This window comes from Microbacterium sp. (genome assembly GCF_046295495.1).
Taxonomy (GTDB): domain Bacteria; phylum Actinomycetota; class Actinomycetes; order Actinomycetales; family Microbacteriaceae; genus Microbacterium.
In genome coordinates this window covers 18,469-33,362 of record NZ_JBKBNC010000020.1, presented here as the reverse complement: position 1 = coordinate 33,362, position 14,894 = coordinate 18,469, and the positions used below count along the sequence as shown (strand labels likewise).

At 70.6% G+C, this 14,894-nt stretch carries 10 protein-coding genes and 1 riboswitch; of the genes, 5 read left to right on the top strand and 5 right to left on the bottom strand.

What is annotated here, in order from left to right; genetic code table 11:
• Nucleotides 1–45: 45 nt before the first annotated feature.
• Entirely contained in the window at nucleotides 46–930 is an 885-nt protein-coding gene (locus ACK4LS_RS09380; RefSeq protein ID WP_409716425.1) for a bifunctional methylenetetrahydrofolate dehydrogenase/methenyltetrahydrofolate cyclohydrolase, read from the bottom strand.
• 366 nt (nucleotides 931–1,296) lie between these two features.
• Complete coding sequence (gene glyA / locus ACK4LS_RS09375) at nucleotides 1,297–2,571, bottom strand: serine hydroxymethyltransferase (RefSeq protein ID WP_409716423.1); 1,275 nt, start codon at nucleotides 2,569–2,571, stop codon at nucleotides 1,297–1,299.
• Between the two features lie 57 nt (nucleotides 2,572–2,628).
• Nucleotides 2,629–2,714: riboswitch (ZMP/ZTP riboswitch) on the bottom strand.
• Nucleotides 2,715–2,871: 157 nt separating this feature from the next.
• On the opposite strand from glyA, the gene ACK4LS_RS09370 reads away from it, so the two are divergent.
• From ACK4LS_RS09370 to ACK4LS_RS09355, 4 genes are all read left to right on the top strand, one after another.
• On the top strand, nucleotides 2,872–3,258 hold the full coding sequence (locus ACK4LS_RS09370) for a YrdB family protein (protein WP_409716421.1): 387 nt from the start codon (nucleotides 2,872–2,874) through the stop codon (nucleotides 3,256–3,258).
• The gene (locus tag ACK4LS_RS09365; protein WP_409716419.1) at nucleotides 3,255–4,619 is read left to right on the top strand and encodes an FAD-binding oxidoreductase; all 1,365 of its coding nucleotides are present in this window, start codon (nucleotides 3,255–3,257) and stop codon (nucleotides 4,617–4,619) included. Before ACK4LS_RS09370 ends, ACK4LS_RS09365 begins: the two co-directional genes overlap by 4 nt.
• A 128-nt stretch (nucleotides 4,620–4,747) precedes the next feature.
• The gene (locus tag ACK4LS_RS09360) at nucleotides 4,748–6,148 is read left to right on the top strand and encodes a L,D-transpeptidase family protein (protein WP_409716417.1); all 1,401 of its coding nucleotides are present in this window, start codon (nucleotides 4,748–4,750) and stop codon (nucleotides 6,146–6,148) included.
• A 328-nt stretch (nucleotides 6,149–6,476) separates the two neighbouring features.
• Nucleotides 6,477–7,772 carry a hypothetical protein gene (locus ACK4LS_RS09355; protein ID WP_409716415.1) on the top strand — a complete coding sequence of 432 codons (1,296 nt, stop codon included), beginning with the start codon at nucleotides 6,477–6,479 and terminating at the stop codon, nucleotides 7,770–7,772.
• A 97-nt stretch (nucleotides 7,773–7,869) separates the two neighbouring features.
• Here the strand turns inward: ACK4LS_RS09355 and ACK4LS_RS09350 are convergent, their stop codons facing one another.
• On the bottom strand, nucleotides 7,870–10,089 hold the full coding sequence (locus ACK4LS_RS09350; RefSeq protein ID WP_409716413.1) for an NADP-dependent isocitrate dehydrogenase: 2,220 nt from the start codon (nucleotides 10,087–10,089) through the stop codon (nucleotides 7,870–7,872).
• 218 nt (nucleotides 10,090–10,307) lie between these two features.
• Here ACK4LS_RS09350 and ACK4LS_RS09345 point away from each other — a divergent pair, with 218 nt between their 5' ends.
• Nucleotides 10,308–10,760: a GNAT family N-acetyltransferase gene (locus tag ACK4LS_RS09345; protein WP_409716411.1), complete on the top strand. Its 453-nt coding sequence runs from the start codon at nucleotides 10,308–10,310 to the stop codon at nucleotides 10,758–10,760.
• Nucleotides 10,761–10,921: 161 nt separating this feature from the next.
• Here ACK4LS_RS09345 and ACK4LS_RS09340 read toward each other — a convergent pair whose 3' ends face one another.
• On the bottom strand, nucleotides 10,922–12,739 hold the full coding sequence (locus ACK4LS_RS09340) for an ABC transporter ATP-binding protein (protein WP_409716409.1): 1,818 nt from the start codon (nucleotides 12,737–12,739) through the stop codon (nucleotides 10,922–10,924).
• Entirely contained in the window at nucleotides 12,736–14,598 is a 1,863-nt protein-coding gene (locus ACK4LS_RS09335) for an ABC transporter ATP-binding protein (RefSeq protein ID WP_409716407.1), read from the bottom strand. Before ACK4LS_RS09335 ends, ACK4LS_RS09340 begins: the two co-directional genes overlap by 4 nt.
• Nucleotides 14,599–14,894: the final 296 nt, after the last annotated feature.

Below are 14,894 nucleotides of genomic sequence, written 5' to 3'. Positions count from 1 at the left end.
GGTGGCGCAACGCCGCCCCCGCCTCGCGGGAGACCCGACGCGGGCTCAGACGGATGCCGCGCGCTCCGCCGCCTCGACCACATTCGTCATGAGCAGCGCCACGGTCATCGGCCCCACGCCGCCGGGGTTGGGTGAGACGAAACCGGCCACCTCCGCGACGTCGGGGTGCACGTCGCCGTAGACGCGGGCCTTGCCGGTCTCGGGGTCGATCTCGCGCGTGACGCCCACGTCGAGCACCGCCGCGCCGGGCTTGACGTCTTCCGCGCGCACGATGTGCTTCACGCCCGCGGCGGCGACGATCACGTCGGCCTGGCGCAGGTGCGTCGACAGGTCGGCGGTGCCGGTGTGCGTGAGGGTCACGGTCGCGTTGATGTCGCGGCGCGTCAGCAGCAGGCCGATCGAGCGGCCGATCGTGACACCGCGGCCCACGACCACGACCTCCTTGCCCTTCAGGTCGTAGTCGTTGCGCAGCAGCAGCTCGATCACGCCGCGCGGCGTGCAGGGCAGCGGCGTGGTGATGGGGGCGTTGACGTTGAGCACGAGTCGCCCGAGGTTCGTGGGATGCAGGCCGTCGGCATCCTTCGCGGGATCGATGCGCTCGAGGACCGCGTCGGTGTCGATGTGCTTCGGCAGCGGCAGCTGCACGATGTAGCCGTGGCACGCGGGGTCGGCGTTGAGGCGGTCGATGACGGTCTCGACCTCCTCCTGCGTCGCCTCGTCCGGCAGCTCCACCTGGATCGAGTTCATGCCGATCGCCTCGGACTGCTTGTGCTTCATGCCGACGTACAGCTGCGAGGCGGGATCGGCGCCCACGAGCACCGTGGCGATGCCGGGGACGACCCCCCGCTCGCGCAGTGCGGCCACGCGCTCGGCGAGCTCGTCCTTGATCGCCGCCGACGCGGCCTTACCGTCGAGAATCATCGCCGTCATGGCATCCCTTTCCTGGGTGTTGATCGGGTTGTGCGGGGTCGTCCCCGCACGCATAAACGCTGTGCGCGCGCATAAACGCGCTCTCCGCGCGTTTTTTGCGAGCGAATCGCGTTTATGCGAGGTGGGTGGTGGGCCGGGAGCCCGGTCGACGCCATCGGGACGCCGACCCCGGATGCCGGGGCGGGGCATTCCGGCACGCAAAAACGCCGTGCGCACGTATAAACGCGCTCTCCCCGCGTTTCCACGCGCGAATCGCGTTTATGCGTGTCTCCGTCGGCAACGGCATCACCGCGCTCGATCCGGATGCCGCGCCCGGTGCCGGATGCCGGGACGAGGCCGCATGCGCACCCCCGCCCCGGCCACGACTCACTGCTTCAGGTCGGGGTACAGCGGGAAGGCGTCGGTCAGCTTCGCGACGCGCGCCCGCAGGGCCTCGACGTCGGCGCCGGGGATCAGCGCGAGGGCGATGACGTCGGCCACCTCGGTGAACTCCGCGTCGCCGAAGCCGCGGGTCGCGAGCGCCGGGGTTCCGATGCGCAGCCCCGAGGTCACCATCGGCGGGCGCGGGTCGTTGGGGACCGCGTTGCGGTTGACCGTGATGTGGATCTCGTGCAGCAGGTCTTCGGCCTGCTTGCCGTCGATCTCGGCCTCGCGCAGGTCGACGAGCACGAGGTGCACGTCGGTGCCGCCCGAACGCACGGCGATGCCGGCGTTTCTGACGTCGTCCTGGGTGAGGCGCTCGGCGAGGATCGAGGCGCCGCGAAGCGTGCGCTCCTGGCGCTCCTTGAACTCCGGCGTCATCGCGAGCTTGAAGGCGGTCGCCTTCGCCGCGATGACGTGCATGAGCGGTCCGCCCTGCTGGCCGGGGAAGACCGCGGTGTTGATCTTCTTGGCCAGATCGGCGTCGTTGGTGAGGATGAGGCCCGAGCGGGGGCCGCCGATCGTCTTGTGGACCGTGGTCGACACGACGTGCGCGTGCGGGATCGGGCTCGGGTGCACGCCCGCGGCGACGAGACCGGCGAAGTGCGCCATGTCGACCCACAGCAGAGCGCCCACCTCGTCGGCGATCGCGCGGAAGGCGGCGAAGTCGAGCTGACGCGGGTACGCCGACCAGCCGGCGATGATGACCTTCGGCTTGTGCTCGAGGGCGAGGCGACGCACCTCGTCCATGTCGATGATGCTCGTCTCGGGGTCGACGCCGTACGCGACGATGTCGTACAGGCGGCCCGAGAAGTTGATCTTCATGCCGTGGGTCAGGTGACCACCCTGGTCGAGGGCGAGGCCGAGGAGGGTGTCGCCGGGGCGGGCGATCGCGTGCAGCACGGCGGCGTTCGCCGAGGCTCCCGAGTGGGGCTGCACGTTGGCGAACCCGGCGCCGAAGAGCTCCTTGGCCCGCTCGATGGCGAGCGACTCGGCGACGTCGACCTCTTCGCAGCCCCCGTAGTAGCGACGGCCGGGGTAGCCCTCGGCGTACTTGTTCGTGAGCACCGAGCCCTGCGACTGCAGCACCGAGACGGGGACGAAGTTCTCCGAGGCGATCATCTCGAGGAATCCGCGCTGACGGTTCAGCTCGCGCTCGAGCACCTCGGCGATCTCGGGGTCGACCTCGGAGAGGGGGGCGTTGAAGTACGGATCGGTCATGCGATCTCCTTGACGATGGTTCCGGATGCCGCGGACTCGGCGAGTCCGCGGAGATACCGCATCGACCCAGGCGTGCGGTCGAATACCGTCAAGCGGTCGCTCCCCGGTGGTGGCCCACCTCAACGCCAGTCGCGACGCTGCCACTGTAGCGGGAAAAGCCGCCGCTGCCCCGCGTGTCCCGGCATCCGGAGGTCCTCCACAGGGTGAAGACCCGGGGCGGACGGCGATGCGGCCTCCCCACTCGGCTCGACGCCGAGGGATACCGGATGCCGACGCGCGGGGCCCGCGTAAAATGACGGGGTGACCGACTCCCCCAACGTCAGCGCGCAGGCGCCCCTCGCTCCCGGTATGCGCCCGCGGCCGTCGGCGGTCGAGATCGGCAGCGTCGTCTGCGGCCTCTTCGCCTTCGTCACCCTGGCGATCTGGGGCTTCACCGCGTGGCCGCTGCCGTGGAACATCGTCGCCGGCATCGGCGCCCCCGCCCTCGCGATCCTGGTGTGGGCGCTGTTCGTCTCGCCGCGCGCGGTGCTCGCGGTGCACCCCTTCATCCGCGCGATCGTCGAGCTCTTCGTCTACGCCGCGGCCACCATCGCCTGGTGGAGCATGGGCCAGGCGTGGATCGGCCTGGGCTTCGCCGTCATCGCCGTCACCTTCGGCGCCCTGAACGGCCGTCGGCGCCTGGCGTGAGCACCGACGTCGTCGCGCTTCTCCGGGCGGAGCTCGGCGCGCGCGTCGACACGTCGCCCGCCTCCCTCGACGCCGCCCGCGCCGACAAATCCGGGCACGCCGCCGACGGCCGGCCGCTCGCGGTGGTGCATGCGGCGTCCGTCGCCGACGTGCAGGCCGTCCTGCGCATCGCCACGTCCACCCGGACCCCCGTCGTCCCCCGAGGGGCCGGAACGGGCCTCGCCGGCGGGGCCAACACCGGCGGCGGCGAGATCAGCCTGTCGGTACGCGCGATGGACCGCCTCGTCGAGGTACGGGCCGACGACCTGCTCGCGGTCGTCGAGCCGGGCATCCTCAACGCCGATCTCAACGCGCAGCTCGAGCCGCACGGGGTGTGGTGGGCGCCCGACCCCGCGAGTCGCGCGATCTCGACGGTCGGTGGCAACATCGCCACCGGCGCCGGTGGTCTGCTGTGCGCGAAGTACGGTGTCGTGCGCGACGCGGTGCTGGGGGTCGACCTGGTGCTGGCCGACGGACGCCTCCTTCGTCTCGGCCACCGCAGCGTCAAGGGCGTCACCGGGCTCGACCTCACCTCGCTCGTGATCGGCTCCGAGGGCACGCTGGGCGTGGTCGTGGGCGCGACGCTCAAGCTGCGCCGGCTGGTCGAGGGCGAACGCGTCACGCTCACGGCGCTCTTCGACGGCGTGCGCGCCGCCGCGGTCGCCTCCGCCGCCGTGACGGCATCCGGGGTGCAGCCCGCGATCATGGAGCTGATGGATGCCACGAGCCTCGCGGCCGCGCACCGCCTGCTCTCCCTCCCCGCTCCCCCGCCCGGTGCCGCGCAGCTGACGATCCAGACCGACGGCCCGGTCGCCGCCGACGAGGCGCGCGCGATCGCCGACGTGCTCCGCGGCGTGGGCGGGTCCGTGACCGTGGCCGCCGACGCGGCCGAGGGCGAGGGCCTCCTCGCCGTCCGTCGCGCGATGCACCCCGCGATGGAGACCCTGGGCACGACCCTCATCGAAGACGTCTCGGTGCCCCGCAGCGCGCTGCCCGACATGTTCGACGAGATCGCGCGCATCGAGCGGGAGTTCGGCCTCGTCATCCCCGCCGTCGCCCACGCGGGAGACGGCAACCTGCACCCGAACTTCGTCTTCGACGGCCCCGACGTTCCGCCCGTGGTGTGGCAGGCGGCCGAGGAGCTGTTCCGCGCGGCGATCGCCCTCGGGGGCACGCTCACCGGCGAGCACGGCATCGGCGTCCTGAAGCGCCGCTGGCTGGCGGACGAACTCGGCGACGACCAGTGGCGTCTGCAGCGCGACATTGCGCGCGTGTTCGACCCGCTCGGCATCCTGAACCCGGGCAAGGTCTTCGCGCCCTGACCCCCGCGGTTCCCGGCCATCCCGGCCGCCACGCGACAGCGGCGTGATCAGACCGTGATACAGCTCTCGGCCGTCTCGCACCCTCCGCCTTTAGCATGGGAAGACTGACTTTCCCGGGGGGTTTGACCATGACCGACGGCGCACCTGGCACCGACGGCGCGACGTACGCCTGGGCTCCGCCCGAGCCCACGACGCGCAAGAACCGCTCCGGCCTGTGGATCGGCATCCCCGCCGGCGCCACGGCCGTAGCCCTCATCGCGGCCTCCCTCGTGCTCATCGCCCCGGGCGCCTCGGTCGCCGGCGTGCAGATCGGCGGCCTCACCGCGGGCGCCGCCGCGCAGGCCATCGACACGCGCCTCGCGCAGACCGCGATCACCGTCGCCAGCCCCGCGGGCGAGGTGACCGTCACCGGAGCCGAGCTCGGCGCCACGGTCGACGCCGCCGCCCTCGCCGACAAGGCGTTCGCCGAGAACCCGATGTGGAAGCCCGCCTCGTGGTTCCCCGAGGGCACGGGTGTCGCGGTGCAGGTCGACGCCGCCGAGGCGGCCGCCGCGCTGCGCGACCTCGCCCCCGGCACCTACCGCGCACCCGTCGACGCCACCGTGGCCTACGACGCCGGCTCGCAGGCGTACGTCACCACCCCGGCCGAGGCCGGCGAGGGCATCGACGTCGCCGTCGTCACCGCCGCCCTGCAGTCCGCGTTCGACGACGGCGCCGCGGCCACCACCGTCGAAGCCGGCCTCGTCCCCGTCGAGGCCCCGGTCTCGACCGAAGAGGCCGATGCCGCTGTCGCGAGCCTGAACGGCATCCTCGATTCGGTCGGCTTCTACGTCGGCGAGGAGCGCACCGTCCCCGTCGACCGCGCGACCGCCGCCGCCTGGCTCACCGTCACGCCCGACGGCACGGGGGACTTCGCGATCTCGGCCGACCAGTCCGCCATCCAGGGCGTCGTCGACGGTCTCACCGGCGCCGTGAACCGCGACGCGGTCACGGCCGACGTCATCGTCGACACCGGCGGAGAGGTCATCCACACCATCACCGAGGGCCAGACCGGCCGCACGCTCGCCGACACCGGCGGCATCGCCGCGGCGTTCGCCGCGCAGCTGGCCGAGGGCAACGGCCGCTACGCGCTCGATGTGGCCGAGGCGCCGTTCGAGACCGTCAAGACCGAGCGCCGCATCGACGTCAACCTCAGCTCCCAGACGACGACGCTCTGGCAGAACGGCGAAGTGTACCGCACGTATACAATCTCTTCGGGCGCGGGCGATCACGCCACCCACACCGGCGAGTTCCGCATCGGCTGGAAGACCGCCATGCAGGACATGGGCTGCGTCCCGGGCTACGACTACTGCACGAAGGACGTCCCCTGGGTCGCGTACTTCAACGGCGACGAGGGCTTCCACGGCACGTACTGGCACAACAACTTCGGCACCCCGATGAGCCACGGCTGCATCAACATGACCATCCCGCAGGCCAAGGAGCTCTACGACTGGGCCTACCGCGGCACGGAGGTCTCGGTCCACTACTGAGATCGGATCTCTCTCGAGGGGCGGATGCCATCGGCATCCGCCCCTCGCCCGTTTCGGTCTGATGCGGGCGAGGTGCCACTCCCGCCCTCCCGCCGCCCTCCGCGCCAGGTGAGCCCAAGGGTGAACAGCCGCCGTGCGCCCCGGGGCGGCTCCGGCGGGCACCCCCGTAGCGGAGAGGCGCTTGCCGAGGTCTTCACCTCTCGCTCCCCACCAGCGTGCCGTCAGGCTCACCTCCTCGGGGCCGGATCATCGATGACAATCGACCGCCCGACGAGTGCCGAGAGCGGATCTCGCGGCAACGACGTCGAGGCATGAAAGGTGTCTTCTGTTGCCTGCCTCCTCCCCGTCCGCGCGACGTGCAGCGCCCCTCGAACGACGAACCCTCATCCACGGGGCGGCATGGACCGTCCCCGCGATCGTCCTCGCCACCGCTTCGCCGGCTCTCGCCGTGTCCGGGACGGTTCTCACCTTCAACGCCGCCTCTTTCCGCGGCGCGGGTTGCGACTCCATCACCGAGGCCAAAGTGACCGCGACGGCCAGCGGCGTCGGCGTCGCGGGCGTCGTGGTCACCGTCTCACTGTCGGGGGGCTACCGCTACGCGGGCGGCGGCACCTCCTACACCGGCACCACCGGATCGGGTGGAAGCCTGGCCATCCCGACGATCACGGTGCCCGCCGCCGGCGGAAGCGGGACGCTCACCGCCACCTCCTCCGGCGTCTCCGCCGCGACCGCCGGCCTGTCCTCGACCGCGCGGCACAGCACGAACACGATCTGGACCAAGAGCGGAACCTCGTCGGTGTCGGGCACCGGCGCCGCCGACAACGCCACACCCCTCGGCCACGGATACGCGCTCACCTCGACCGGCGTGCTCTACGCCGGGGGCTCGGCGATCACCGAGGCGGCTCCCATCCTCGCGGCTGTTCCGTACACCAACCGCGTCGACGGCACCCGCATCGATGCCCTCCGGGCGGATGGGGTCGTCGTCCAATACGCCGGGTCGAGGGGCCTCACCGGGTACTCGGCCACCACCGGGACGAGAATGCTCGGAAACGGCTACACCATCACCGGAGACGCGCTGTTCTACCAGGGCCGCACGCTGATCCCCTCCGGAGTCATCACCGGGCGGGGGTACACGAACCTCGGGTCCGAAGGGACCTTGGATGCCGTCGATGTGCTGCTGACCAACGGCAGCGTGTCGCAGTACTGGGAGGAGAGCGGCCGCAACGGCTTCAACGCGATCGCCTCTCCCCCCGACACGGTACTGGGGTACGGGTACACCCTCAGTGGCCACACCCTGAGCTTCGCCGACAGCACGGTGCGCATCGACATCGCCACCGGCGTGCAGAGCGCGCGCGCTTACGAGGACACCTCCGGAGACCGAGCGTGCGACGCCGTCATCGGAGGTCAAGGGATGATCTCGTTCCGCCACGTCACCCGAGTGGCCGGCGTGAACTGCCAGCTCGATGACGTCTGCATCGGGAACGGTTACTACCTTTCCGGAAGCACGCTCTTCTACCGAGGAGCGGTCGCGGCGCCCGGAGACAACGTGGTGTCCGCCGCCGCGTATCTCGTGAACGGTCGCGACGAGCGCGTCGACCACGTCAACTACTCCAGCTCCTGCTGAGACGACCGTCGGTCGCGTCGCCCACGTTCGCAGGCAGACCGCCGGAAAGAAGAAGGGGCGGATGCCGAACGGCATCCGCCCCTTCTTGGGTTCGGGCTCAGCGCAAGCCGTCGACCACCGCGTTCAGCGTGGCCGAGGGGCGCATGATCTTCTCGACGAGTGCGGCGTCGGGGCGGTAGTAACCGCCGATCTCGGCGTGGTTGCCCTGGACGGCGTTGAGCTCGGAGACGATCGTCTGCTCCGAGGCTTCGAGCTTCTCGGCGACCGGGGCGAAGACGGCGGCCAGGTCGGCATCCGTCGACTGCTGCGCCAGCTCCTGCGCCCAGTAGAGCGCGAGGTAGAAGTGGCTGCCGCGGTTGTCGATCGTGCCGAGGGCGCGGCCGGGCGACTTGTCGTTCTCGAGGAACGTGCCGGTCGCGGCGTCGAGCGTCTGCGCGAGCACGCGGGCACGCTCATTGCCCGTGGTGTCGGCGAGGTGCTCGAGCGAGGCCGCGAGGGCGAAGAACTCGCCCAGGGAGTCCCAGCGGAGGTAGTCCTCCTCGACGAGCTGCTGCACGTGCTTCGGCGCCGAACCGCCGGCACCGGTCTCGAACAGTCCGCCACCCGCGAGCAGCGGGACGATCGAGAGCATCTTGGCGCTCGTGCCGACCTCGAGGATCGGGAACAGGTCGGTGAGGTAGTCGCGCAGCACGTTGCCGGTGACCGAGATGGTGTCCTCGCCGCGGCGGATGCGCTCCAGCGAGTAGCGCGTGGCCTCGGCCGGCGCGAGGATCTCGAGCGTGAGGCCCTCGGTGTCGTGGCCGGCGAGGTACTCGTTCACCTTGGCGATGAGGTTGGCGTCGTGCGCGCGGGTCTCGTCGAGCCAGAACACGGCGGGGACGCCGGTGGCGCGGGCGCGCGTGACCGCGAGCTTCACCCAGTCGCGCACGGCGACGTCTTTGGTCTGCGTCGCGCGCCAGATGTCGCCCGTCTGCACCTCGTGCTCGATGAGCACATCGCCGTTCGACGCGATGACCTGGACGCGGCCGGGAGCGGGGATCTCGAACGTCTTGTCGTGGCTGCCGTACTCCTCGGCGGCCTGCGCCATGAGGCCGACGTTCGGCACCGAACCGATGGTGGCCGGGTCGAGAGGACCGTTCGCGATGACGTCTTCGATCGTCGCCTGGTACACACCGGCGTACGAGGAGTCGGGGATGACGGCGAGGGTGTCGTCCTCTCCCCCGTCGACGCCCCACAGCTTGCCGCCGTTGCGGATGAGCGCGGGCATGGAGGCGTCGACGATCACGTCGGAGGGCACGTGGAGGTTCGTGATGCCCTTGTCGCTGTTGACGTACGACAGGCGGGGACCGGATGCCAGGGCCTCGCGGATCTCGGCGGCGATCGCGTCGCCGCCCTCGACGTTCGACAGGCCGGCGAGGATCGAGCCGAGGCCGTCGTTCGGGGTGAGTCCCGCAGCGGCGAGGGCATCGCCGTGGCGGTCGAACACGTCGGCGAAGAACGCCTTCACGACGTGGCCGAAGATGATGGGGTCGCTGACCTTCATCATCGTGGCCTTGAGGTGCACCGAGTAGAGCACGTCGTCGGCCTTGGCCTCGGCGAGGGTGTCGGCGAGGAACGCGTCGAGGGCCGCGGCCGAGAGGAACGTGGCATCCACGATCTCGCCCTGCAGGACCTTCAGGCCGTCCTTGAGGGTGGTGGTGGTGCCGTCGGCGGCAACGTGCTGGATCGACAGGACGTCGTCGTCGGCGAGGACGACGGACTTCTCGTTCGAGCGGAAGTCGTCGTGACCGAGGGTCGCCACGCGCGTCTTCGAACCCTCGGCGAACGCCTTGTTGCGGTGCGGGTGCTTCTTGGCGTAGTTCTTCACGGCCAAGGGCGCGCGGCGATCGCTGTTGCCCTCGCGGAGCACCGGGTTGACGGCCGACCCCTTGATGCGGTCGTAGCGGGCGCGCACGTCTTTGTCTTCGACCGTCGAGGCCTCGTCGGGGTAGTCGGGGATGTCGAAGCCCTGCGACTGCAGCTCGGCGATAGCGGCCTTGAGCTGGGGGATGGAGGCCGAGATGTTCGGCAGCTTGATGATGTTCGCCTCGGGGAGCGTCGCCAGGCCGCCGAGCTCGGCGAGGGCGTCGCCCACCTGCTGCTCGGGCGCAAGGCGCTGCGGGAAGGCCGCGAGGATGCGGCCGGCGAGCGAGATGTCGCGGGTCTCGACGTCGACGCCCGCCTGCTTCGTGACGGCCTGCACGATGGGCAGGAACGACGCGGTGGCGAGAGCCGGCGCCTCGTCGGTGTACGTGTAGATGATGGTGGAATCGGGCACGTCAGATCTCTCCGTAGAGGCGGCCAGGGTTGCGCCCCAGCCTATCGCACGACGGCAAAGTCTCTTGATGTCGAGATAGTTCTGGTGGGGTCACGTGCGTGCGAGCCCGCACCCGGGTGTGAACGCGCGCAGGCGCGTCGCCGACGCGAGGGTGGCCGCGAACCTCCGGGGCGACATGCGACCTTGGGACTCGCTCACCGTGCCGCTAGCCTGGGCGCATGGCTGACCTGCGTCTCGTCGAACTGTCCGCCGCCACGATCGTGGCCGTGAACACCCTGTCGCTCAAGCCCGGGCAGGAGCAGTTCCTCGCCCCGGTGAGCTACGGCATCGCCGCCACCGTGATGAACCCCTCGACGTCGTGGCAGCGCGTGGTGCTCGACGGTGACGAGGTGGTCGGATTCGTCAGCGCGAACTTCGACCCCGAGGCGCACGAGGAGCACTTCCGGTCGGTGCTCTGGCGCATCAACGTCGACGCTGACGAGCAGGGCCGCGGCGTCGGCAGCTACGCCATCGCCGCCGTGCTCGAAGAGGCACGCGGCCGCGGCATGGACCACGTCGATGTCATCTACGAACCCGGCGTCGGCGGCCCCGAGGCGTTCTTCCAGCGCGTGGGCTTCGAGCCCGTCGACGAGACGGAGTACGGCGAGGTCATCGCGCGCGTGCGCGTCTGAGGCGACCGACGGTGCGGAGCCGGGCCGTCGCGATCACCTTCCGCTCTCGCGGTGTGCTCGATGTCCTGGCGGCCCGCCGTCGTCGACCCGACGGTCGCGATTGAACGACGGATGCCATGCACCCCTCGTGGAGCGAGGGCATGGCATCCGTCATTCGCGGCTCAGACGAGCGACTCCCGCCAGGCGGCGTGCAGCTGCGCGAACTTGCCCGTGCCCGCGATGAGGGCGGCGGGGGTGTCGTCCTCGATGATGCGGCCGTGCTCCATGACCAGCACGCGGTCGGCGATCGCCACCGTCGACAGGCGGTGGGCGATGATGATCGCCGTGCGGTCGGCCAGCAGGGTCTGCAGGGCGTCCTGGATGAGACGCTCACTCGGGATGTCGAGCGACGCCGTCGCTTCGTCGAGGATGAGCACGGCGGGGTCGGCGAGGAACGCGCGCGCGAACGAGATCAGCTGGCGCTGACCCGCCGAGACGCGGCCGCCGCGCTTGTTCACGTCGGTGTCGTAGCCGTCGGGCAGCTTCTGGATGAAGCCGTCGGCGCCCACCGCGCGGGCGGCCGCGCGGATCTCGTCCATCGTGGCGTCGGGCTTGCCGAGCGCGATGTTGTCGGCCACCGTGCCGCTGAACAGGTAGGCCTCCTGCGTGACCATGACGATCGCGCGACGCAGGTCTTTCGGGTGCAGGCGGCGGAGGTCGACGTCGTCGAGCGTCACGGCTCCGGCGGTGGGGTCGTAGAAGCGCGAGATGAGCTTGGCGAGCGTCGTCTTGCCCGCGCCGGTCGTGCCGACGAGGGCGATCGTCTGCCCCGCGGGGATGTCGAGCGTGAAGTTCGGCAGGATGACGCGGCCCTCGGTGTACCCGAAGGTGACCTCGTCGAAGCGGACGTGTCCGCGCGCGCTCCACAGGTCGACGGGGTCGGTGGGGTCGGGAACCGTCGGCTCCTCCTCGAGCACTCCCGAGACCTTCTCGAGCGCCGCCGTGGCCGACTGGTACGAGTTCAGGAAGAACGCGACCTCCTGCAGGGGCGAGAAGAAGTTGCGCACGTAGAGGACCGCGGCCGTCAGCACACCGATCTCGAGGGGGCCGGCGATGACGCGGCCTCCGCCCCAGAGCAGCACCAGCGCGACCGACACTGCGGCGACGGCCATGATGCCCGGCTCGAACGTTCCGAACAGGCGGATCGAACGCATGTTGACGTCGCGGTAGTCACCGGCGAGCGTGCCGAACTCCTCGTCGTTGCGGGGTTCCTTCCGGAACGCCTTGACCGCGCGGATGCCCGTCATGGTCTCGACGAACTTCACGATGACCTGCGCGCTGATGACGCGGGACTCGCGATAGATGATCTGCGAGCGCGAGTAGAACCAGCGCATGAGCAGGTACATCGGGATACCCATGACGGTCAGGATGAGACCCGACTGCCAGTCGATGAGGAACAGCGCCGCGAGCGTGAACAGACCGTAGAGCACGCCCGAGACGAGCTCGTTGAGCCCCCCGTCGAGCAGTTCGCGGATCGTGTCGAGGTCGCTCGTCTGCCGCGAGATGATGCGGCCCGAGGTGTACGACTCGTGGAACTCCAGGCTCAGGCGCTGCGTGTGGAGGAAGATGCGCTTGCGCAGGTCGAGCATCACCGCCTGGGTCAGCCGCGCGGCGACGACGACGTACCAGCCGATGAGCACCGCCCCGCCGATCCCGGCGAGCAGGTACACGCCGACGACACCGTAGGTCGGCATCCAGTCGCTGCGCTCGATGACGGCCGGCAGGGCGTTGTCGATGCCGTAGGCGATCAGTGCGGGCCCCGCGACGCGCAGTGCCGTCGAGACCACCAGCACGGCGGCGGCGAGCACCAGTTGCCACCGCAGCGGCGAGACGAGCGAGCCGAGCAGGCGCAGGGAACGCTGACGGATCGCGCGGCTCTCGTCGCGCGTGTAGTCGGAGCGGTCTTCGCCGCTGGTTCCGGAGACGGTCGCGGTGGTCATCGGGTCGCCTCCTCTTGGGCGCGGGTGGCGTCGTCGGACGCGATGACGGGGATGGCGCCGGTGCGCGCCTCCCGCTCGGCCTCTTCGAGGCTCGAGATGACGTAGCGGTAGTGGTCGCTCTCGCGGAGCAGGTCGGAATGGGTGCCGACGGCGGTGATGCGCCCGTTCTCGAGCAGAGCGACACGGTCGGCGAGCGTGACGGTCGACGGGCGGTGCGCCACGATGAGGGCGGTGGTCTCACTGAGCACCTCGCGCAGGGCGTCCTCCACCAGCGCCTCGGTGTCGACGTCGAGAGCCGACAGCGGGTCGTCGAGCACGAGCACGGCCGGGCGCGCGGCGACGGCACGGGCCAGGGCGAGACGCTGGCGTTGGCCGCCCGAGAGGCTCAGGCCCTCCTCGCCGATGACGGTGTCGAGGCCGTCGGGCAGGTCGTAGACGAAGTGCGCTTGGGCGACCTGCACCGCTTCGCGCAGGATCTCCTCGGCCTCGGGCGAGCCCGGGGCGAGGTCTTCCCGCCCGAGGAGCACGTTGTCGCGCACGGTCTGCGAGAACAGGGTCGCGTCTTCGAAGGCCATGCCGACGTGGCGGCGGAGTTCGGCGAGGGTGAGGTCGCGCACGTCGACACCGTCGATGAGCACGCGACCACCCGTCACGTCGTAGAGGCGGCCGGGCAGGGTGGTCAGCGTCGTCTTGCCGGAGCCGGTGAGGCCCACGAGCGCCATGGTCTCTCCGGGGCGCAACACGAGGTCGACGCCGTCGAGCAGGTCGGGCTCGGTGGCGGCGGCATCCTGGTAGCGGAAGTGCGCGTCCTCGAAGACGAGCTCGCCGCGGGGCCCGGCGATCGAGCGCGGGTGCTCGGGATCGCCGATCGTGTTCTGCTCGTCGAAGACCTCGAAGATGCGGTCCGTCGCGGTGCGCGCGTCGAGGAGGAACGAGAAGAGGAACCCGATCGACTCCATCGGCCACCGCAGCACCGTCGCCATGGCGAAGAACGCCACGAGCTCGGCGACCTGCAGCTGGCCGAGCTGCGTCAGCACGATGCCCGCCCCCAGGCACACGGCGAAGGCGATCTCGGGCAGCAGCACGAGCCAGAACCAGATCCAGCCGACGGCGCGCGCCTTGTCGATCTCGGTCTCGCGCAGCGACTCGGCCTGACGCGTGAACTTCTGCAGGGCGTGCGTTCCCCGCCCGAAAGCCTTGAGCACCCGGATGCCGTGCACGCTCTCTTCGACCGAGGTGGCGAGGTCGCCCGCCTGGTCTTGGCTCTGCCGAGTGAGCGCGCCGTAGCGCTTCTCGAAGCGGAAGCCGACGTAGACGACCGGGGCCGAGGTGACGAGGAACAGCGCTCCGAGCAGCCAGTGCCAGCGGAACAGCAGCACCGCGCCGATGGCGATCGTGAGCATGTTGACCACGAGCAGGATGACGCCGAAGGCGAGCCAGCGCCGCAGCATGCTGATGTCCTGCATCATGCGCGAGAGCAACTGGCCCGACTGCCACCGGTCGTGGAAGGCGACGGGCAGGCGCTGCAGACGCGAGTAGAACGACTGCCGGAGGTCGTACTCCACCTTGGTGGCCGGAGCGAGCACGAACCACCGACGCAGCCACACCATCGCGGCCTCGGCGAGTCCCAGCGCGAGGACGGCGAGCGATCCCCACACGAGGGCCGCAGGGTCGAGCGAGGCGATGGGTCCGGCCACGATCTGCTCGAGCACGAGCGGGATGGCCAGGGCCAGCAGGCTCGCGACGAGGGCGCTGACGGCACCCGCGATCAGGCGCGGCAGCACCGGGCGCGCGATGGGCAGCAGCCGCGCGAGAGCGCGGGGCGTGGAGAGGCGGGGGGAGGGTGTGGAGGTGGTCATGATCCTCGTGGGGTCGAAGCGGGCGCCGGGATCGGGCGCGGACAGGGAGGCCGGGGGCGCGACGGAATCGTCGGCCGGGGTGGAGCGGATGCGCCCGGGGGCGCACGCGAGTGCCCTACGAGCGTCGGCCGGGGCGCGCAGCGACGGAGGGTGCGGCGACCGCGGCGACGGGGGCGTCGGTCTGGTGCATGGCATCCTCCGTGATCGGTTGAAGCTTCCGCGGGGGGACGGCAGCCCTCCAGACTATCCCTGTGAGAACGCTGGGGGCAAGGATTTCTTCGCGCCGCGACCGCCGC